Raw genomic sequence first — 17255 nt, forward strand, 5'->3', positions numbered from 1 at the left:
GTGGTAGGCGAAACCGGCGCGGTCGAAGGCGACCTTCTCGACACCGGCGGCTTTCGCCTTCTCGGCGATGCGCTTGCCAATGATCGTGGCCGCGGCGGCGTTGCCGCCTTTGCCGGAACCGCCTAGCGAGTTGCGCACTTCGGCTTCCGCGGTCGAGGCGGAGGCGATTACCTTGGTGCCGTCGTCGGAGATGACGGCAGCATAGATGTGCAGGTTGGTACGGTTCACCGTCAGGCGCGCCACGCCTTGCGTCGCAATGCGGATGCGGGTCTGGCGCGAGCGGCGTAGACGCTGTGCTTTCTTGGTCAACATCATTTTGCTGCCCCTTATTTCTTCTTGGTCTCTTTGATCACGATCTTCTCGTCCGAATAACGGATGCCCTTGCCCTTGTAGGGCTCGGGCGGACGAACAGCTCGAATCTCAGCGGCCACCTGGCCGACACGCTGGCGGTCGGCTCCCTTGATCACGACTTCGGTCGGGGTGGGCGTTGCCACGGTGATGCCCTCGGGCATCAGTTTGTCGACCGGGTGCGAATAGCCTACCTGCAGGTTAAGTTTGGCGCCTTGCGCCTGGGCCTTGTAACCGACGCCGACAAGGTTCAGCTTCTTCTCGAAGCCCTTGGTCACACCGACCACCATGTTGTTCACCAGTTGGCGGACCGTGCCGCTCATGGCATTCGCGTCGCGCGATTCGTTGGCGGGCTCGAAGCTCAGCTTACCGTCCTTGTTGACGATGTTCACCAGTGCATTCAGCGGCAGGCTGAGCGTACCGCCCTTGCCCTTGACGCTGATCTGATCTTCCTTGATCGCCACATCCACGTCTTGGGGGATGGCAACCGGCATTTTTCCTACTCGGGACATTTCAGTGTTCTCCTCGATGTCTCGGTCAGGCGACGTAGCACAGCACTTCGCCGCCGACGCCGCTGGCGCGAGCCTTGCGGTCAGTCATCACACCCTTGGGAGTTGTGACGATGGCGACGCCAAGGCCGTTCTGCACCTGCGGGATCGCGGCGCTGGCCTTGTAGACGCGCAAGCCTGGACGGCTCACGCGTTCGATGCGCTCGATGACCGGACGGCCGGCGTAGTACTTCAGCGCGATCTCGAGTTCGCTCTTGCCGGCTTCGGTCTTGACCTGGAAGCCGTCGATGTAGCCTTCGTCCTTCAGCACCTGTGCGATCGCGACCTTCACCTTGGAAGACGGAACCGACACGGTGGGCTTCGCCACCATCTGCGCGTTGCGGATACGCGTCAGCAGGTCGGCAATGGGATCACTCATGCTCATGTTTTTTGCTCCTGCCTGGCTTACCAGCTGGCCTTGGTGACACCGGGAATGTCACCATTGAAGGCCAGCTCTCGGATCTTGGCGCGAGCCAGACCGAACTGACGGAAGGTACCGCGCGGACGGCCGGTGATTTCGCAGCGGTTGCGCTGGCGCGTCGGGTTGGCGTTGCGCGGGAGCTTCTGCAGGCCCAGGCGGGCGGCTGCGCGCTCTTCATCGCTCTTCTTCGCGTCGTTGGCGATCGCCTTCAGTTCCGCGTGCTTGGCGGCGTACTTTGCGACCAGTTTTTCTCGCTTGAGCTCGCGCTCGATCAAAGCTACTTTAGCCACAAGGCACCTCAGTTCTTGAACGGGAAACGGAAGCCTGCGAGCAGCGCCTTGGCTTCCTCGTCAGTCTTGGCCGTGGTCGTGATGCTGATATTGAGACCGCGAAGGGCGTCGACCTTGTCGTACTCGATCTCCGGGAAAATGATCTGCTCTTTCACGCCGATGTTGTAGTTGCCACGCCCGTCGAAGGCACGACCGGAGATGCCGCGGAAGTCGCGCACGCGCGGCAGCGCCACAGTCACGAAGCGGTCCAGGAATTCGTACATCTGGACGCCGCGCAGCGTGACCATGCAGCCGATCGGCTGGTTCTCTCGGATCTTGAAGCCGGCGATCGCCTTCTTCGACTTGGTCACGACGGGCTTCTGGCCGGCGATCTTGGTCAAGTCCGCGACCGCGTTGTCGAGCACCTTCTTGTCAGCGACCGCTTCGCCCACACCCATATTGAGCGTGATCTTGGTCAGGCGCGGAACCTGCATGGGCGACTTGTAGCCGAACTTTTCGGTCAAGTCTTTCGCGATCTTTTCGCGGTAGTGTTGTTGGAGACGAGCCATGTGAGTACCCCTTAGGCGGCCTTGATTTCTTCGCCGCTGGACTTGAAGACGCGCACGCGCTTGCCGTCCGCGACCTTGATGCCCACGCGATCGGCCTTGCCGGTCGCGGCATTGAAGATCGCCAGATTGGATTGGTGAATCGGCATGGCCTTCTCAACGATGCCACCGGTCGTACCCTTGAGCGGGTTCGGCTTGGTGTGCTTCTTGACCAGGTTGATACCGTCGACGATCAGGTGCGAGTCGTCCTTGCGCAGCGACACCGTGCCGCGCTTGCCCTTGTCGCGCCCGGCCAGCACGATGACCTGGTCGCCCTTGCGAATCTTGTTCATGGCGAGTTGTCCTTAGAGAACTTCGGGGGCCAGCGACACGATCTTCATGAACTTTTCGGTGCGCAGTTCGCGCGTGACCGGTCCGAAGATGCGGGTGCCGATGGGCTCCAGCTTGGCGTTGAGCAGAACGGCGGCGTTGCCGTCGAACTTGACGAGCGAGCCGTCGGCGCGACGGATACCCTTAGCCGTACGAACCACCACCGCGCTGTAGATCTCGCCCTTCTTGACGCGACCACGCGGAGCGGCTTCCTTGATGCTGACCTTGATGACGTCGCCCACACTGGCATAACGCCGCTTGGAGCCACCGAGCACCTTGATACACAGGACGGATTTCGCGCCCGTGTTGTCGGCCACATCGAGCCGGGATTCAGTTTGGATCATTTCGTGTATTCCCAACTTGTACCGATCGCCACACCGAAATGCCGGAAGCAGCTCGCGGTCAGTCTTGGGCCCGTCGTCCTCGCATCGAAACCACTTCGGTGCGTCTCCGTTGGGCAGAAGCTCTATCGCTGTTTTTCGCCTTTGGTAAAGCGAAGCCCGCGATTGTTGCACAGGCAGTGCTTGGCTGTCAAACGCCCTGCTGCGCGGCACCCAACCCCCGCGGCATTGACCAGGCTGCGCGCCATCGAACACCAGCCAGAGAGCAATAAGGTAAGTGCCAGCTTCTCAAAAGTGATCCATTGAGCTTCGTCATCTCGCAATCGCCTGTTTCACTCAGTTGGCTCGTCCGTCGCGGCATGACGGCGGTTGCCGCGCCGTAGCTGGCAAGCGGCGACAATTTCAATCCGTTGCGGGCCCCCAGCCAGCAGCTTTCGAATTGACTGGATAGAGCATGAACATCGCCGTTACCTTCCTGCCCCGCCAGGAGCGGGCTCCCCTTCCGCCAATCGGCTTCATCGGCGGCGGAAACATGGCCAGCGCCATCATCGGCGGGCTGATCAAGCGCCAGGTGCCGGCCACAACCTTCGAGATCGTCGAACCCCACGCCGAGGCGCGCGAGCGGCTGCGGCACGACTTCGGCATCATGGCCAATGCCGAGGCCGACGCAGCGCTCGAGCGCTGCGGGGTGCTGGTCTGGGCCGTCAAGCCACAGAGCTTTGCGCAGGCCGCGCGGGCCGTCCGGGGACTGGCCAAGGGCGCGCTGCATCTCAGCGTCGCCGCCGGCATTCCCTCCGACAGCATCGCGCGCTGGCTCGGGACCGAGCAGGTGGTGCGCGCCATGCCCAACACGCCGGCGCTCGTCGGAAAGGGCGTGACTGGGCTGTTCGCGCGGCCAGCCGTCAATTCCGCTGGGCGCAAGCAAGTCGAGCAAGTGCTCGAAGCCACCGGCGAATTGCTCTGGGTGGACACCGAGAGCGCGCTGGATGCGGTCACCGCGGTATCCGGCTCGGGACCCGCCTACGTCTTCTATTTCATCGAGGCCATGACCGAGGCTGGCGTCGAACTGGGTCTCACGCCCGAGCAGGCGCACCGGCTGGCCGTCGGCACCTTCACTGGCGCCTCGACACTGGCGAACGACGCGAGCGAGCCTCCCGCCGTGCTGCGCGAGCGCGTGACCTCCAAAGGCGGGACCACCTACGCCGCTATCACCTCACTCGAGCAAGCCGATGTCAAGGCGAAATTCAAGACCGCGATCCGCGCAGCCCATCAGCGCGCGGCAGAGTTGGCCGAGGAGTTCGGCCGCGGCTGAGACCGTGGCCCTTCGGCTTCAGCGCAGCAGATAGCCGGCCACGACACCTGCAAATACGGTGAAGCCCAGCCAGTGGTTGAGCCGAAAGGCCTTGAAGCAACCGTCCCGGGTGCGCTCGCGGATCAGCCGCCAGTGCCACAGCGCCTGCGCCACCGCCAAGGCAATGCCGGCGTAAAAGACGGGAGCCAGCTGGCGGCTCGTACCGGCGGCAGCCCAGATGCCGAGATAGATTGCGTAGCTCGCCATGACTGCGGCCACGTCGAAGCGCCCGAAGGTGATGGCCGAGGTCTTCATTCCGATCTTGAGATCGTCGTCGCGGTCGACCATCGCGTACTCGGTGTCGTAGGCCAACACCCAGAACAGATTGCCCGCCAGCAGCCACCAGGCGAAGGCCGGCACCGAGGACTGCACCGCCGCGAAGGCCATCGGAATGCCGAAACTGAATGCGATGCCCAGCACCGCCTGCGGGATGGACATGAAGCGCTTGGCGAAGGGATAGACCAGGGTGACCGCCAGCGCGGCGAAAGACCACAGCACCGTTGCACGGTTGGTCGTGAGCACCAGCGCGAAAGCGGCCAGCGCGAGCACGCCCCCAACGACCAGCGCCTCGGTGACCGACAGCGCACCGCTGGTGACCGGCCGTTGCGCGGTGCGCTTCACGTGCCGATCGAAATCGCGGTCGGCCACGTCATTGACGCAGCAGCCGGCGCTGCGCATCAGGATGGTGCCGAGCAGGAAGACCATGAGCAGGTGCCAGCCGGGAAAGCCATCAGCCGCGAACCAGAGCGCCGCCAGCGAAGGCCACAGCAGCAGCAGCCAGCCGGCCGGCCGGTTCCAGCGGATCAGGTCGAGATAGAGGGAGAGGCGGCCCCGGGGAGCGATGGCGGTGGATGCGGGCATGCCGCGATTTTGCGCCACGGTCACCGAAGAAGGCTGCACGCGCCGGGCCTGCCCCAAGCGACGCGTACAAGGCTGCAGTTCAGTCTTCGAGCAGCGAACGCAGCATCCAGGCCGTCTGGTCGTGCACGGTGCAGCGCGCGGTCAGCATGTCGGCAGTCGGGTCGTCGCCAGCCTCCTCGGCCACGGGGATGAACTCGCGCGCGATGCGGGAGACCGTCTCGTGGCCCTTGACCAGGATGCGCACCATGTCCATTGCCTTGGGCGGGTCCCTCGGCACATCGGGCACGGTCGCGATCTTGCTGAACTCGGCATAGGAGCCCGGCGCGTAATGGCCCAGCGCTCGGATGCGCTCGGCGATGACGTCGGTGGAGCCCCACAGCTCGGTGTACTGTGCCATGAACATCGCATGCAGCGAGTTGAAGTGCGGGCCGGTCACGTTCCAGTGGAAGTTGTGGGTCGTGAGGTAGAGCGTGTACGTGTCCGCCAGCACGCGGCTCAGGCCTTCGGCAATGGCGGCACGGTCCTCGCGGTCGATGCCGATGTTGATGATCGGCGCATTGCGGCCGCCCGATTCCTGGGCCACCAGCGATCCGCCCTTCTTGGGCACCTTGCCAGCGAAAGTGGCCGGTGCGTTGGCGACAGCGGACTTGGACTTCTTGTCGAGTTTGGCCATGGCGAAAGTTCTTTCTTCGAGGTTGTGGAACTGGACGAAACTTTAAAAGGCGAGGGCTGGCTTCGCAACAGTCGCACTCTATAGCAGCGATTGCGTCCGAGTCCAAAAAGCGCAGACCGATGGCGCGCCCTTCTGGATGTCGCCGCTGCTACGAGAGCCGCCTGACGCCCGGCAGCTCGCAAGCGTAGATCGCGTTGCGCAGCGCCGCGATGGCCTCGTAGCGCGTGAAGCTGCGCCGCCATGCCAGCACGACGCGGCGCGTCGGCGGCTCGCCGCCCTGGAGGTCTCGTACCGGCAAGTAGCGCACGATCTGCTCGGGCTCCCTGCCGCGGCCCTTCGCGGCCCGTGGCTTGAGCGCATCGGCCGGGACCGACAGGCGCGGCACCAGCGTCACGCCCATGCCGGCCGCGACCATGTGCTTGATCGTCTCCAGCGAGGAGCCTTCGAAGCTCTTGCGAATGCCCTCGGCATCGCTCGAGAAACGCGCGAACTCCGGGCAAACCTCGAGCACGTGGTCGCGAAAGCAGTGGCCCGTGCCGAGGAGCAGCATGGTCTCCTTCTTGAGCTCGTCGGAGCTCACGGACTCGCGCTCCGCCAGCGGATGGTGGACGGGAACGGCAGCCATGAAGGGCTCGTCGTAGAGCTGCGCCACCGCGAGCCCGGTATCGGGGAAGGGCTCGGCCATGATCGCGCAGTCGATCTCGCCGGCGCGCAGCATCTCCAACAGCTTGGCGGTGAAATTCTCTTGCAGCACCAGCGGCATCTGCGGCGTGCGCGCGATATTCTGGCGCACCAGATCGGGCAGCAGGTACGGGCCGATGGTGTAGATCACGCCCAGGTTGAGCGGCCCCGACAGCGGGTCCTTCCCGCGCTTGGCGATCTCCTTGATGCTGGCGGCCTGGTCGAGCACGCTTTGCGCCTGCTGCACGATCTGCTCGCCCAGCGGCGTCACCGTGACCTCGCCGGCGCTGCGCTCGAAGAGCTTGACCTCGAGCTCGTCCTCCAGCTTCTTGATCGCGACCGAGAGGGTGGGCTGCGAGACATAGCAGGCCTCGGCCGCCTTGCCGAAATGCCGCTCGCGCGCGACCGCAACGATGTATTTGAGTTCCGTGAGGGTCATAGCTTCCGTCAATTATGCGCAAGAGCTCCCGAAGCGCGCGGACGGCCTCGCGCATTGACCTGCATTCCTGCATTCAGGCCTTGAGGTACTCGGCCTTGCTGCCCAGCCAGCGGTCGACATGCCTTTCGGCCAGCTCGGGATGCCGGTCCAGCATGCGCGGGGCCAGCGCGCGAGCCCAGTCGAGCAGCAGGAGGTCGGTGCTGAGATCCGCGAAGCGCAGCAGCGGCGCCCCCGACTGACGCGCGCCGAGGAACTCCCCGGGGCCGCGGATGCCGAGGTCGCGCCGAGCGATCTCGAAACCGTCGCTGGTCTCGGCCATGGCCTTGAGCCGCGCCCGTGCTGCCTCCCCGACGCGGCCGCCCTCGTTCGGCGCATAGAGCAGCACGCAGGCCGAGGCCGCCGCGCCGCGGCCCACCCGGCCGCGCAGTTGGTGCAGCTGAGAGAGCCCGAAACGCTCGGCATGCTCGATCACCATCAGCGAGGCATTGGGAACATCGACGCCAACCTCGATCACGGTGGTACTGACCAGCACCTGCAGCCGGTTGGCCGTGAAGCTTTCCATCACCGCCTGCTTCTCGGCCGTCGGCATGCGCGAATGCAGGAGCCCGACGCCGACCTGATCCCCAAGCGCCGAGGCGAGCTCGTCCCGCGTCTCGGTCGCGTTGCGCAGGTCGACGGCCTCGCTTTCCTCGATCAGGGGGCAGACCCAGTAGACCTGCCGGCCCTGCTCGAGTTGGACGCGGATGCGGTCGACGACCTCGTCGCGCCGGTGCTCGGCCACCAGCTTGGTGACGATGGGCGTGCGGCCCGGCGGCAGTTCATCGAGGGTAGAAACATCGAGGTCGGCGTAGTAGCTCATCGCCAGGGTGCGCGGGATCGGGGTGGCGCTCATCATCAGCAGGTGAGGTTCCAGCTGCCCGCCGGCCTTGCCTCGCAGAGCCAGGCGCTGCGCCACGCCGAAGCGGTGCTGCTCGTCGATGATCGCCAGCGCCAGCCGGCGAAAGCGCACCTTCTCCGAGATCACCGCATGCGTGCCGATCACGAGCGCGGCCTCGCCGTTCTCGGCCGCGGCCGACATCGCGTCGCGCTCCTTCTTTTTCTGACTGCCGGTGAGCCAGGCGACCCGCAGGCCACGCTCGGCAAGCAGCGGATCGAGCCATCCGACCAGCTTGCCGAAATGCTGGGCGGCCAGGATCTCGGTGGGCGCCATGAGGGCGCACTGGTAGCCCGCGTCGATGCAGCGCGCGGCGGCAAGCGCGGCGACGACGGTCTTGCCGGAGCCCACATCGCCCTGCAGCAGCCGGTGCATCGGCACCTCGCGAGCCAGGTCGCGAGCGATCTCTTCCACCACGCGCTGCTGGGCGCCAGTCAGCGCAAACGGGAGGACGGCCCGAAGCGCCTCGCCGAGCGAGTCCTTCGAGGCCACGGCCTGCAACATCGGCGCCCGCTGCGCACTCCGAGCCCGCCGCGCCTGCAACTGCGACAGCTGCTGCGCCAGCAACTCGTCGGCCTTCAGCCGCTGCCAGGCCGGGTGGCTGTGATCCTCAAGCGTGGCCATCGCGACATCGGGTGCCGGGTAGTGCAGGAAATGAAGCGCACGCCGCAGCTCCCAGGCTCCATCCGGCGCGCAGGCGGCAGGAACGGTCTCGTCCAGCGCGGCGCGCGCCAGGCCGGAGCGCACCTCGCGCCGCAGCACGGGCTGGGGCAGGCCTGCAATGGTCGAGTACACCGGCGTCAGCGCCTGGGGCAGCTCCGTGCCCGCCGCCTTGACGTTCGGATGCATCATCTGCCGCCCGACGAAGCCGCCCCGCACTTCGCCGCGCACGCGCACCCGTGCACCGACCGCCAGTTGCTTCTGCTGCGAGGGATAGAAGTTGAAGAAGCGCAGCTGGCAGGTGTCGCTGCCGTCGTCCACCGTCACGATCAGCTGGCGGCGCGGGCGAAAGACCACCTCGCTCTCGGTCACCACCGCCTCGATCTGCGCCAAGTCGCCATCGCACGTGTCGGCCAGGCGAACGATGCGGGTCTCGTCCTCGTAGCGCATCGGCAGGTAGAGCGCGAAGTCGATGTCGCGCACCAGGCCCAGCTTGCGCAGCGCGCGCTGCACCGGGCTCGGGCCGGTGCCGGGCGCCGCCGGCTGTGCGGGCTTTTCCGGTGGCAAGGACTTGGCGGTGGCGGGCATGGGACAATTCTGCCCGCCTCCCCGGCTTCCCCTTCCCTCGCCTCCTTGGCACGGGCCCGTCCGGCCCTCAAGACTCATGCGCGCCTTCACGCTTTCCGATTTCGATTTCGATCTGCCGCCCGAACTGGTGGCCCAGCATCCCGCAGCCGAACGCAGCGCCTCGCGCCTGCTCGACGCGACTGGGGACCCCCCCGCCGATCGCACCTTCAAAGACCTGCCCTCCCTGCTGCGCGAGGGCGACCTCCTGGTCTTCAATGACACCCGGGTCGTCAAGGCACGCCTGTTCGGCGAAAAGCCCACCGGCGGCAAGCTGGAGCTGCTGGTGGAGCGCGTGCTCCAGCACAACGAGGTCGTGGCCCATATGAAGGTTAGCAAGAAGCCACCGGTCGGCACCGTGCTGGCCATGGCGGGCGGCTTCCAGGCGACGCTGCTGGGCCGCTGGCCCGACGAGCACGGCCCGTTGTTCCGCCTGCGCTTCGACAGTTCCACGGGCGAGGACCCCTATGCGCTGATGGCGCGCTGCGGCCACGTCCCCTTGCCCCCCTACATCGCGCACGCCGATTCGCAGGAGGATGAGCGCCGCTACCAGACGGTGTTCGCCCGCGTGCCCGGCGCGGTGGCCGCACCCACGGCGGCGCTGCACTTCGACGAGGCGCTGCTCGACGCACTCGAGGCGCGGGGTGTTCAACGCGCCAGCGTCACGCTCCATGTGGGAGCCGGCACCTTCCAGCCTGTCAAGACCGAGAACATCGCCGAGCACCAGATGCATGCCGAACGCTACGAGGTGCCCGCGGCGACGCAGCACGCGATCGCACAGGCCAAGGCGCGCGGCGGCCGCGTCGTCGCCGTCGGCACCACCACCGTGCGCACGCTCGAGTCGTGGGCCAGGAGCGGCGAAGCCAGCGGCGACACCCGCATCTTCATCACGCCGGGCTTCGCCTTCGCCCACGTGGACCTGCTCGTCACCAATTTCCACCTGCCCAAGAGCACGCTCATGATGCTGGTGAGTGCCTTCGCCGGCCACGAGCGCGTGATGGCGATCTATGGCCACGCGATCCGCGCGCGCTACCGCTTCTTCAGCTACGGCGATGCGATGCTGCTGGCCCGGGCGACCTGACATGAGACGACGCATGCTGAATTTCGAACTCCTCGCCACCGACGCCGACAGCCATGCCCGCCGCGGCACGCTCACCCTGAACCACGGCGTGGTGCAGACGCCGATATTCATGCCCGTGGGCACCTACGGCACCGTCAAGGGCGTGATGCCGCGCAGCCTCGAAGAGATGGGCGCGCAGATCATCCTGGGCAACACCTTCCACCTCTGGATGCGCCCCGGACTGGACGTGATGGCCAGGTTCGGCGGCCTGCATCAGTTCGAGAAATGGAAAAAGCCCATCCTTACAGACTCGGGCGGCTTCCAGGTCTGGTCCCTGGGCGCGATGCGCAAGATCAGCGAGGAAGGCGTGAGGTTCGCCTCGCCGGTCAACGGCGACAAGCTCTTCCTCACGCCCGAGGTCTCGATGCAGATCCAGACCCTTCTCAACAGCGACATCGTCATGCAGTTCGACGAGTGCACGCCCTACGACATCGACGGTCACATCACCACCGAGGCCGAGGCGCGCTCGTCCATGGCGTTGAGCCTGCGCTGGGCGCGGCGCTGCCAGTCCGAGTTCGCGCGGCTCGCGAATCCCAACGCACTCTTCGGCATCGTGCAGGGCGGCATGTACGAGAACCTGCGCGAAGAGTCGCTGGCGCAGCTGGTGGAACTCGACTTTCCCGGCTATGCGATCGGCGGCGTGAGCGTGGGCGAGCCCAAGGAGGAGATGCTGCGGATCATGGCGCACACGCCGCACCGGCTGCCCGCCCACAAGCCGCGCTACCTGATGGGCGTCGGCACGCCCGAGGACCTGGTGGAGGGCGTGGCCCAGGGTGTCGACATGTTCGACTGCGTGATGCCAACCCGCAACGCACGCAACGGCACTCTCTTCACTCGCTTCGGCGATCTGAAGATGCGCAACGCGCGCCACAAGAGCGACCCGAAGCCCATCGACCCGAGCTGCAACTGCCATGCCTGCGCAGGCGCCTCCGGCGTGTCGTGGGATGAGGGCGGCCGAGAGGGCTTCAGCCGCGCCTACCTGCATCACCTTGACCGCTGCGGCGAGATGCTCGGGCCAATGCTCACGACCATCCACAACCTGCACTACTACCTGAACCTGATGCGCGAGATCCGCATGGCGCTCGACGCCGGCCGCTATTCGGAGTTCCGTGCGCAGTTCAAGGCTGACCGCGCGCGCGGCATCTGAACCAGCGGCTGCCTCGAAGCGGCGGATGTCGCCCGACTACTGCGCATTGGCGACCATGCTCGCCGCCGACAGCAGGGCGGCGATGACGCACGCAAGGTACAGGCCGGCGGCGGCGTGGCGACGGAGGAACTGGCTGAACATGGATGGATGCCTTGGATCGAGGGCTTCGAGCGTAGCCAGAAGCTGCGCGCGCGGGAACACGACCTAAGCCATACGCCACACGCGCGAGGCCCGTGCGCAGACTGGCGCGCACCGCCCGCGGCGTAGAAAATCACTCGGCCGCGCCCGCCGCGGCGCGCTCCTCCTCGCAGGGATATCTCATGACGGCAACGAACTCCTTCTATTCAGCGCGCTATCCATCGCTCGCCGGCCGAGGCGTTTTCATCTCCGGCGGCGCCACCGGCATCGGCGAAGCCCTGGTACGCGCCTTCCATGCGCAGGGTGCGCATATCGGCTTCTGCGACATCGATGCCACCGCGGGCAACGCACTCGCGACCCAGTTGCAAGACGACAACAGCGTGCTGTTCCACGAGTGCGACGTCACCGATGTCGGCGCGCTGCAGGCGGCAATTGCCGCAACCCGTGCGCGCTTCGGGCCGATCCGCGTACTGCTCAACAATGCCGCCAACGACCGCCGCCACGAGATGGCCGATGTCACGAGCGAAGACTTCGATGCGCTCGTGGCGGTCAACCTCAAGCACCAGTTCTTCGCCGCGCAGGCCGTGGCGCAGGACATGCGCTCGGCCGGCGGCGGCTCGATCATCAACTTCGGCTCGATCAGCTGGATGATCAAGGGCGCCGGCTATCCGGTCTACCAGGCCTGCAAGGCCGCGGCGCGCGGCCTCACCCGCTCCCTGGCACGCGACCTCGGCAAGGCCGACATCCGCGTCAACTCCATCGTGCCGGGCTGGGTAATGACCGAGCGCCAGCTGAAGCTGTGGGTCAAGCCCGAGACCGAGGCCCAGATCGACGCCGCGCAGTGCCTGCCAGGCCGCGTGATGGCCCAGGACATCGCCAGCATGGCACTCTTCCTCGCGGCCGACGATTCGCGGATGTGCAGCGCGCAGGACTACGTGGTGGACGCCGGCTGGACCTGAGGCGGCAGTCCCTCTGCCGCAGGCGAAGACGCGACGGTCCCGCAGGCATGGCAGAAACGCGAGAAGGCGCTCTTGCGCGCCTTGCACGCACGGCAGCGGTCGAACAGGCCGATGCCGCAATGCGGGCAGAAGTCGATCTCGGTGTTCTTGAGATCCACCGGCCGCTCGCATCCGGGACAGACGCTCTTGGCCAGCCGCGCCAGCGCAGTGTCGTAGCTCAGTTCGTTGCGCCGCACCGTGTCGGGCTGCGCCTCGGCCAGCTTCTGGCGCGCGAGGTAGCGGTTGAGCGCGATGATCGCGTAGCGCCCGACCAGCACCGTGAGCACGATGCCCACCGCGTAGCGCACATAGCCTCCGTAACTCGGCAGGTAAGGCACGAGCTCGACAAAGAAGGCGAACAGCGCGAAGAAGATGAAGCCCCAGACGAAGGGCCACCAGGTGCTCTTGCGCTTCTTCGCGAACAGCCAGCCTGCGACCACCAGCAGTGGCAGGGTGAGCGCCAGCCGGTACGCGAACACGCGCAGCTCGACGCGCCGGTTCTCCGCCTCGAGCGCCTTGCGCGCCGCCTCCTCCAGGACCGCGAGCTTCTCCTGCGCCGTCTGGCGAGCCTGGCGGGCGTCGAGCGCAATCTGGCGCTGCGTCCCCACGGCGCGCTGCGCTTCGTCTTCCTTGGCCTTCAGCGCGTCGAGCGCCTTGGTGCGCGCGATCAGTTCGCTATCCTGGTCGGGCTGGGCGGTCGCGCGGCGCGTGGCCAGCCAGTTGCCGAAGGTCTCGCGCGCCGCGCGGCTGGCCTGCTGTGCGGCGAGCAGCGCGAGCTCGGCCTGCTCGCGCTCGCGCGTGGATTCCTGCTCGGTACGCTGGCTGGCCCGGATGGTCTGGCGCAGCGGCTCGGCCGCCGGGCGGTCGAGGAAGTCGTCGAGCGCGAGCGTGCGCTCGACCCTCGGCAGATCGCCCACGATGGTGCTGCCCAGCCCGATCAGGAAGCTCGCGAACACCAGCGCCACCACCCACAGGCCGCGGCGGAACCACTTCTCCGACAGGCGCAAGGATTTACTGCTCATTTCACTCCTCGTTATTCATGCTGCAGCATTAGAGCCTGAGCGTCACCGGCGACGCGCCAAGGCCCGCGCGGGGTAGCCAGGCGAAGACCGAATCGACCGTCACGGTCTCGATGCGGTCGGAAAATCGCTTCTCGTTGGGATGGTCGTCGAAGGCCACGTTGGCCGCGCTGACGCGCCCCCCGAGACGCGTCAACGGCCCGAGCCTGAGCGTGGTGGGCTCGTAGCCCTTGAACTTCAGCCACGCCTGCGCCTGACCGCGCGTACGGATCGTCGCAGGCTCCATCGCCGCGGCGAGCGTCTCGATGGCCCACTGGTTCGACTGCTGGTACCTGTCGCCCCAGGCATAGCTCACGATGCTGTAGGGCGCCGTGTGCAACCGCGTGACGCGCGAGGGCGATTCGTCGAGCGCCGCCCGCAGCTGAGCCTGCACGGCGGGCGTCGGCACCACCCAGGCAGCTTCGTGGCGCCACAGGTCGTCGAGGAAGAACTCGCCCAGCCCCTGGCGGTAGATCGCCGCAGTCGCAGTGTTGCACTGGTTGAGCTTGTGCACCACGCGCCAAGCCCCCGCCTCGGTCTTGTAGGCCAGGCCCATGTGGGAGTAGCGCAGGCCGTACTTGCCCAGGTCCTGCCCCGCCCGCGCCAGCAGCACCACCTGCGCGCCGCTGGCGTCGAGCTGCTGCGCCGTGCGCTGCGCAAGCTCCATGCCCTTGATGATCGAAGCCGCGCTCACCCTCTGCTCCTTGCAGGACCGGCCCGCATGCGCGTTGAGCGGGAAGAGGAAGAGGCCTGCCAGCACCACCGCCACCGCCGCCGCGAACAGGTGCATCACCGCCCGCACCCCACGCCGCGCGCGGGACACGCGGCCGCGGTACTCGATCTCGTAGCTGCCGAAATTGGTGGGGATGCGTTTCACGACAGCCTCTCGTTGTAAAGCAGCGCGCGGCCGATGGCGTTGGGCACGAAGGCCAGCACATCGCCAGCCGCCGACAGCACGACGCCGGTGCCGATCACGCTGACCGTCACCACGGTGCCGGCCACGACTGCGCTGCCATGCACGGCGCGGCCCAGCACCTTGACACTGGCGCGGGCGCCGTCGGATGCGCGCTCCAGCAGATAGACGGTGCCGTCGACCGATGCCTCGACCGCCACCACCGTGAGCGCCGTCCCGCCCACCGACAGCACTGCAGGCACCGCCACCACCGCGCTCGCCGCGCTTCCGGCCAGCGAGGCCGTTCCGACCACCGAGGCCACCGGGAGCATCGACAGCGCGGCCGAGGCTTCGCTCTGCGCATGCACCTGCAAGGGGGCGGCGGCGCCCGCCAGTGCGGCACAGGCCGTGATCAATGCCGTGACGAAGGACTTCTTCATGATGTGTTCTCCGGAAAAGAGGGATGGAAGGGGCCGGGCGCTCATTCGCCTCGATCGGCTTCGGCACGGGCTTCGCGGCGGCCCTGCAGGCGCGCTTCGGCTATGTCGGCTTCATGGCGGTCGCGCAGGGTCTTGGCCAGCGTGAAGGCACTGCTGATCAGGAACAGCCAGCTCACGCCGAGGAAGGCCTTGTAGGTCTCGCCGATCTCCATGCGTAGCAGGCCCCAACCGGTCAGCCCCATGGCGGTGAAGAAGCCGCCCCAGACCACGAGCTTCCACATCGGCGTGTCGCCGGCGCCGGGCATCACGCCGCGCTGGTTGTCGCGCACGAACTTGGCGAGCACGAAGGCAGCCGAGAGGCAGAACACGTAGCCCATCACCATGAACGCCCGGTCCAGCGCCTGTCCCGGCAGCCATCCGAGACCGGTCGCGCAGAGGAACACGGCCAGCCCGAAGGAGATCCAGACCTGGACCTGCCAGGCGCGGGTGTCGCGCTGGATGGAGACGATGGAGGTAGAGGGTTGCATGAATGCCTCGCGGCGTAGTGAAGGTGCGCGAATGATGGTTCGCCCGTTCACCGCGGGGCGCAGATTCCTGCACCAGTGGCGGATCTGGCCGCCACCGGTATCGTCAATCGGTACCGATGCGCTGCTGCCGACGCCGCAGCAGGTCGTCGCGCGTGAAGGGCCGCTCCGTCCCGGCCAGCCGCAGGGCGATCACCTCAAGGGCGTCGTGCGTGGGCGCCGGTGTGCCGGGGCGCAGGAACAGCAGCGGCGATGCGATGCTGATCAGCAGCAGGACCCAGTGGAGCCGCGGCGGCCGGTGATGCTGGCGCCAGAGGAAGAAAGAGCTGACTGCCGCGCCTAGCAGGAAGCCGGCCGCCACCTCCGATTTGGAATGGGCATAGATCGCCAGCCTCGACAGCCCGATGAGCGCGGCAAAGACCCAGCCGAGCGCAGCGGCGGCGGCGCGCACGCGCGGCTGCCAGTGCGCGGCGACCAGCCAGCAGGCGACCGGCCAGATGCTGGCCGAGAGCATGGTGTGCCCGCTGATGCCGGTGAAGTTGAGCATCGCGCTGCCGACGCCCCAGCCCATGAAGGCAATCTTGGAGGACGCCACCAACGCGCCCCCCGAGCCGAAAAGCGCAAGCCAGCGCCAGGCGATCGGCCGCGTGACCGTTCGCACGCCCAGCCACACGGCGATCCAGGCCGCGACCGGCAGCAGGAAGCCGCTGTCACCGAACCACGTAATCGAATACCAGAAGTCGTCGGGGAGGAGGGACAGCATCAGGCCGGCTGGCTCCCCAGCAGGCCGCTCACGCGCCGTTGCAGGGACTCGGGCTGCACCTCGGCGCGCGCCATCGCGTTGCCGACGTGGAGCCCAACCCGGCTGAAGAAGCCGCGCCGGAAGGGACGCACCATCGCCACGCGCTCGCCGTCGCGAACCTCGATGCGGCTGAAATACGAGCCCCAGAGATTGGTCAGCGCCATCGGAATCACCGGCGCGTCGACGCCTTCGGCGCGGGCGTCATCCAGCACCTTCATCACCCCGCCCTTGAAGGGCTGCAGGGTGCCGTCGCGCGTGATCGCGCCCTCGGGGAAGATGGCGAGCAGGTCGCCCTCGCGCAGCACCTGCACCGCGCTGGCGAAGGCGGCCGCGTAGGCGGCAGGATCTTCCTTCTGCGGCGCGATCGGAATGGCCTTGGCCAGCCGGAACAGCCAGCCGAGCACCGGCACGCGGAAGATCCGGTGGTCCATGATGAAGCGGATCGGCCGCGGGCTGGCGGCCATCAGCAGCACCGCGTCGATGAAGCTCACATGGTTGCAGACCAGCAGGGCCGGACCCTCGGCAGGGATGTGCTCCTCGCCCTTCACCTCGAAGCGGTAGACCAGGTGCGTCAGCACCCAGGCGACGAAGCGCAGCAGGTACTCCGGCACCAGCATGAAGATGTAGAAGGCCACCACCGCATTGGCGATGCCGGTGAAGAGGAAGATCTGCGGGATGGTGAAGCCGGCCTTGAGCAGCGCCCCCGCGATTGCCGCGCTGGCGATCATGAAGAGCGCATTGAGGATGTTGTTGGCCGCAATGATGCGTGCGCGGTGCGTGGGCTGGCTGCGCAGCTGGATCAGCGCGTACATCGGGACGCTGTAGAGGCCGGCGAAGAGCGAGAGCAGGCCCAGGTCGGCCATCACCCGCCAGTGCGGTACCTGGGCCACGAAAGCTTGCAAGCCCATCTCGGTTGCCGGCGCGAGGCTGCGCGAGGCGAAATAGAGGTCGATGGCGAACACGCTCATGCCGATCGCGCCCAGCGGCACCAGGCCGATCTCCACCTGGCGGCGGCTCAGCGTCTCGCACAGCAGCGAGCCGATGCCGATGC

At 66.9% G+C, this 17255-nt stretch carries 21 protein-coding genes; 4 read left to right on the forward strand and 17 right to left on the reverse strand.

The genetic code is table 11. The features are described 5' to 3' along the window. The 7 genes from APY03_RS05115 to rplN form a co-directional block, all read right to left on the reverse strand. Positions 1-312 (reverse strand): 50S ribosomal protein L18 (locus APY03_RS05115; RefSeq protein ID WP_232324166.1); only part of this gene is annotated, 312 nt, incomplete at its 3' end. A gap of 14 nt (positions 313-326) precedes the next feature. Then, entirely contained in the window at positions 327-860 is a 534-nt protein-coding gene (gene rplF, locus APY03_RS05120; RefSeq protein WP_068674575.1) for a 50S ribosomal protein L6, read from the reverse strand. Positions 861-885: 25 nt separating this feature from the next. After that, complete coding sequence (gene rpsH, locus APY03_RS05125) at positions 886-1281, reverse strand: 30S ribosomal protein S8 (protein ID WP_068674576.1); 396 nt, start codon at positions 1279-1281, stop codon at positions 886-888. Positions 1282-1301: 20 nt separating this feature from the next. Further along, complete coding sequence (gene rpsN, locus APY03_RS05130; RefSeq protein WP_068674578.1) at positions 1302-1607, reverse strand: 30S ribosomal protein S14; 306 nt, start codon at positions 1605-1607, stop codon at positions 1302-1304. An 8-nt stretch (positions 1608-1615) separates the two neighbouring features. Further along, positions 1616-2155, reverse strand: a complete 540-nt coding sequence (gene rplE, locus APY03_RS05135; protein ID WP_068674580.1) for a 50S ribosomal protein L5 — start codon at positions 2153-2155, stop codon at positions 1616-1618. 11 nt (positions 2156-2166) lie between these two features. Then, positions 2167-2484, reverse strand: a complete 318-nt coding sequence (gene rplX, locus APY03_RS05140; protein ID WP_068674582.1) for a 50S ribosomal protein L24 — start codon at positions 2482-2484, stop codon at positions 2167-2169. 12 nt (positions 2485-2496) lie between these two features. Then, entirely contained in the window at positions 2497-2865 is a 369-nt protein-coding gene (rplN, locus tag APY03_RS05145) for a 50S ribosomal protein L14 (RefSeq protein ID WP_068674584.1), read from the reverse strand. Between the two features lie 451 nt (positions 2866-3316). Here rplN and proC point away from each other — a divergent pair, with 451 nt between their 5' ends. Next, positions 3317-4174 (forward strand): pyrroline-5-carboxylate reductase, encoded by an 858-nt coding sequence (gene proC / locus APY03_RS05150; RefSeq protein ID WP_068674586.1) that lies wholly within the window; start codon positions 3317-3319, stop codon positions 4172-4174. Positions 4175-4192: 18 nt separating this feature from the next. Here the strand turns inward: proC and ubiA are convergent, their stop codons facing one another. The 4 genes from ubiA to recG form a co-directional block, all read right to left on the reverse strand. Beyond that, positions 4193-5074 (reverse strand): 4-hydroxybenzoate octaprenyltransferase, encoded by an 882-nt coding sequence (ubiA, locus tag APY03_RS05155; RefSeq protein ID WP_068674878.1) that lies wholly within the window; start codon positions 5072-5074, stop codon positions 4193-4195. Positions 5075-5153: 79 nt separating this feature from the next. Beyond that, positions 5154-5747 (reverse strand): Dps family protein, encoded by a 594-nt coding sequence (locus tag APY03_RS05160; RefSeq protein WP_068674588.1) that lies wholly within the window; start codon positions 5745-5747, stop codon positions 5154-5156. Between the two features lie 148 nt (positions 5748-5895). Continuing rightward, positions 5896-6867 (reverse strand): LysR substrate-binding domain-containing protein, encoded by a 972-nt coding sequence (locus tag APY03_RS05165; protein ID WP_068674591.1) that lies wholly within the window; start codon positions 6865-6867, stop codon positions 5896-5898. 73 nt (positions 6868-6940) lie between these two features. Beyond that, positions 6941-9049, reverse strand: coding sequence for an ATP-dependent DNA helicase RecG (gene recG, locus APY03_RS05170; RefSeq protein WP_068674593.1), 2109 nt, complete (start codon positions 9047-9049; stop codon positions 6941-6943). A 76-nt stretch (positions 9050-9125) separates the two neighbouring features. On the opposite strand from recG, the gene queA reads away from it, so the two are divergent. The 3 genes from queA (at position 9126) to APY03_RS05185 (ending at position 12449) form a co-directional block, all read left to right on the forward strand. Further along, complete coding sequence (gene queA / locus APY03_RS05175; protein WP_068674595.1) at positions 9126-10166, forward strand: tRNA preQ1(34) S-adenosylmethionine ribosyltransferase-isomerase QueA; 1041 nt, start codon at positions 9126-9128, stop codon at positions 10164-10166. Between the two features lie 13 nt (positions 10167-10179). Next, the gene (gene tgt / locus APY03_RS05180; RefSeq protein WP_068674597.1) at positions 10180-11352 is read left to right on the forward strand and encodes a tRNA guanosine(34) transglycosylase Tgt; all 1173 of its coding nucleotides are present in this window, start codon (positions 10180-10182) and stop codon (positions 11350-11352) included. A 320-nt stretch (positions 11353-11672) separates the two neighbouring features. Beyond that, complete coding sequence (locus APY03_RS05185; RefSeq protein WP_068674598.1) at positions 11673-12449, forward strand: SDR family NAD(P)-dependent oxidoreductase; 777 nt, start codon at positions 11673-11675, stop codon at positions 12447-12449. On the opposite strand, the gene APY03_RS05190 is transcribed toward APY03_RS05185, so the two are convergent. The 6 genes from APY03_RS05190 to APY03_RS43275 all read right to left on the reverse strand — a co-directional run. Beyond that, complete coding sequence (locus tag APY03_RS05190) at positions 12422-13510, reverse strand: serine endopeptidase (protein WP_068674601.1); 1089 nt, start codon at positions 13508-13510, stop codon at positions 12422-12424. The two genes, APY03_RS05185 and APY03_RS05190, sit on opposite strands and share 28 nt — an antisense overlap. A 28-nt stretch (positions 13511-13538) precedes the next feature. Continuing rightward, positions 13539-14336, reverse strand: a complete 798-nt coding sequence (locus APY03_RS05195; protein ID WP_068674880.1) for a DUF2145 domain-containing protein — start codon at positions 14334-14336, stop codon at positions 13539-13541. A gap of 83 nt (positions 14337-14419) precedes the next feature. After that, positions 14420-14878 (reverse strand): hypothetical protein, encoded by a 459-nt coding sequence (locus tag APY03_RS05200; RefSeq protein ID WP_068674603.1) that lies wholly within the window; start codon positions 14876-14878, stop codon positions 14420-14422. Between the two features lie 41 nt (positions 14879-14919). Further along, positions 14920-15405: a YiaA/YiaB family inner membrane protein gene (locus APY03_RS05205; RefSeq protein ID WP_068674882.1), complete on the reverse strand. Its 486-nt coding sequence runs from the start codon at positions 15403-15405 to the stop codon at positions 14920-14922. A 103-nt stretch (positions 15406-15508) separates the two neighbouring features. After that, positions 15509-16165: a phosphatase PAP2 family protein gene (locus APY03_RS05210; protein WP_068674605.1), complete on the reverse strand. Its 657-nt coding sequence runs from the start codon at positions 16163-16165 to the stop codon at positions 15509-15511. Next, positions 16165-17255 (reverse strand): 1-acyl-sn-glycerol-3-phosphate acyltransferase (locus APY03_RS43275; protein ID WP_232324159.1); only part of this gene is annotated, 1091 nt, incomplete at its 5' end. The genes APY03_RS43275 and APY03_RS05210, both read right to left, overlap by 1 nt.

The sequence above is a fragment of the Variovorax sp. WDL1 genome, from assembly GCF_001541225.1.
Classification (GTDB): domain Bacteria; phylum Pseudomonadota; class Gammaproteobacteria; order Burkholderiales; family Burkholderiaceae_C; genus Variovorax.

What these genes read in the sequence shown, in the direction of transcription:
- rplF (WP_068674575.1), bottom strand. Translation starts at nt 860, where the DNA reads ATGTCCCGAGTAGGAAAAATGCCGGTTGCCATCCCCCAAGACGTGGAT.
- rpsH (WP_068674576.1), bottom strand. Translation starts at nt 1,281, where the DNA reads ATGAGCATGAGTGATCCCATTGCCGACCTGCTGACGCGTATCCGCAAC.
- rplE (WP_068674580.1), bottom strand. Translation starts at nt 2,155, where the DNA reads ATGGCTCGTCTCCAACAACACTACCGCGAAAAGATCGCGAAAGACTTG.
- rplX (WP_068674582.1), bottom strand. Translation starts at nt 2,484, where the DNA reads ATGAACAAGATTCGCAAGGGCGACCAGGTCATCGTGCTGGCCGGGCGC.
- rplN (WP_068674584.1), bottom strand. Translation starts at nt 2,865, where the DNA reads ATGATCCAAACTGAATCCCGGCTCGATGTGGCCGACAACACGGGCGCG.
- proC (WP_068674586.1), top strand. Translation starts at nt 3,317, where the DNA reads ATGAACATCGCCGTTACCTTCCTGCCCCGCCAGGAGCGGGCTCCCCTT.
- ubiA (WP_068674878.1), bottom strand. Translation starts at nt 5,074, where the DNA reads ATGCCCGCATCCACCGCCATCGCTCCCCGGGGCCGCCTCTCCCTCTAT.
- APY03_RS05160 (WP_068674588.1), bottom strand. Translation starts at nt 5,747, where the DNA reads ATGGCCAAACTCGACAAGAAGTCCAAGTCCGCTGTCGCCAACGCACCG.
- APY03_RS05165 (WP_068674591.1), bottom strand. Translation starts at nt 6,867, where the DNA reads ATGACCCTCACGGAACTCAAATACATCGTTGCGGTCGCGCGCGAGCGG.
- recG (WP_068674593.1), bottom strand. Translation starts at nt 9,049, where the DNA reads ATGCCCGCCACCGCCAAGTCCTTGCCACCGGAAAAGCCCGCACAGCCG.
- queA (WP_068674595.1), top strand. Translation starts at nt 9,126, where the DNA reads ATGCGCGCCTTCACGCTTTCCGATTTCGATTTCGATCTGCCGCCCGAA.
- tgt (WP_068674597.1), top strand. Translation starts at nt 10,180, where the DNA reads ATGCTGAATTTCGAACTCCTCGCCACCGACGCCGACAGCCATGCCCGC.
- APY03_RS05185 (WP_068674598.1), top strand. Translation starts at nt 11,673, where the DNA reads ATGACGGCAACGAACTCCTTCTATTCAGCGCGCTATCCATCGCTCGCC.
- APY03_RS05190 (WP_068674601.1), bottom strand. Translation starts at nt 13,510, where the DNA reads ATGAGCAGTAAATCCTTGCGCCTGTCGGAGAAGTGGTTCCGCCGCGGC.
- APY03_RS05195 (WP_068674880.1), bottom strand. Translation starts at nt 14,336, where the DNA reads ATGCACCTGTTCGCGGCGGCGGTGGCGGTGGTGCTGGCAGGCCTCTTC.
- APY03_RS05200 (WP_068674603.1), bottom strand. Translation starts at nt 14,878, where the DNA reads ATGAAGAAGTCCTTCGTCACGGCATTGATCACGGCCTGTGCCGCACTG.
- APY03_RS05205 (WP_068674882.1), bottom strand. Translation starts at nt 15,405, where the DNA reads ATGCAACCCTCTACCTCCATCGTCTCCATCCAGCGCGACACCCGCGCC.
- APY03_RS05210 (WP_068674605.1), bottom strand. Translation starts at nt 16,165, where the DNA reads ATGCTGTCCCTCCTCCCCGACGACTTCTGGTATTCGATTACGTGGTTC.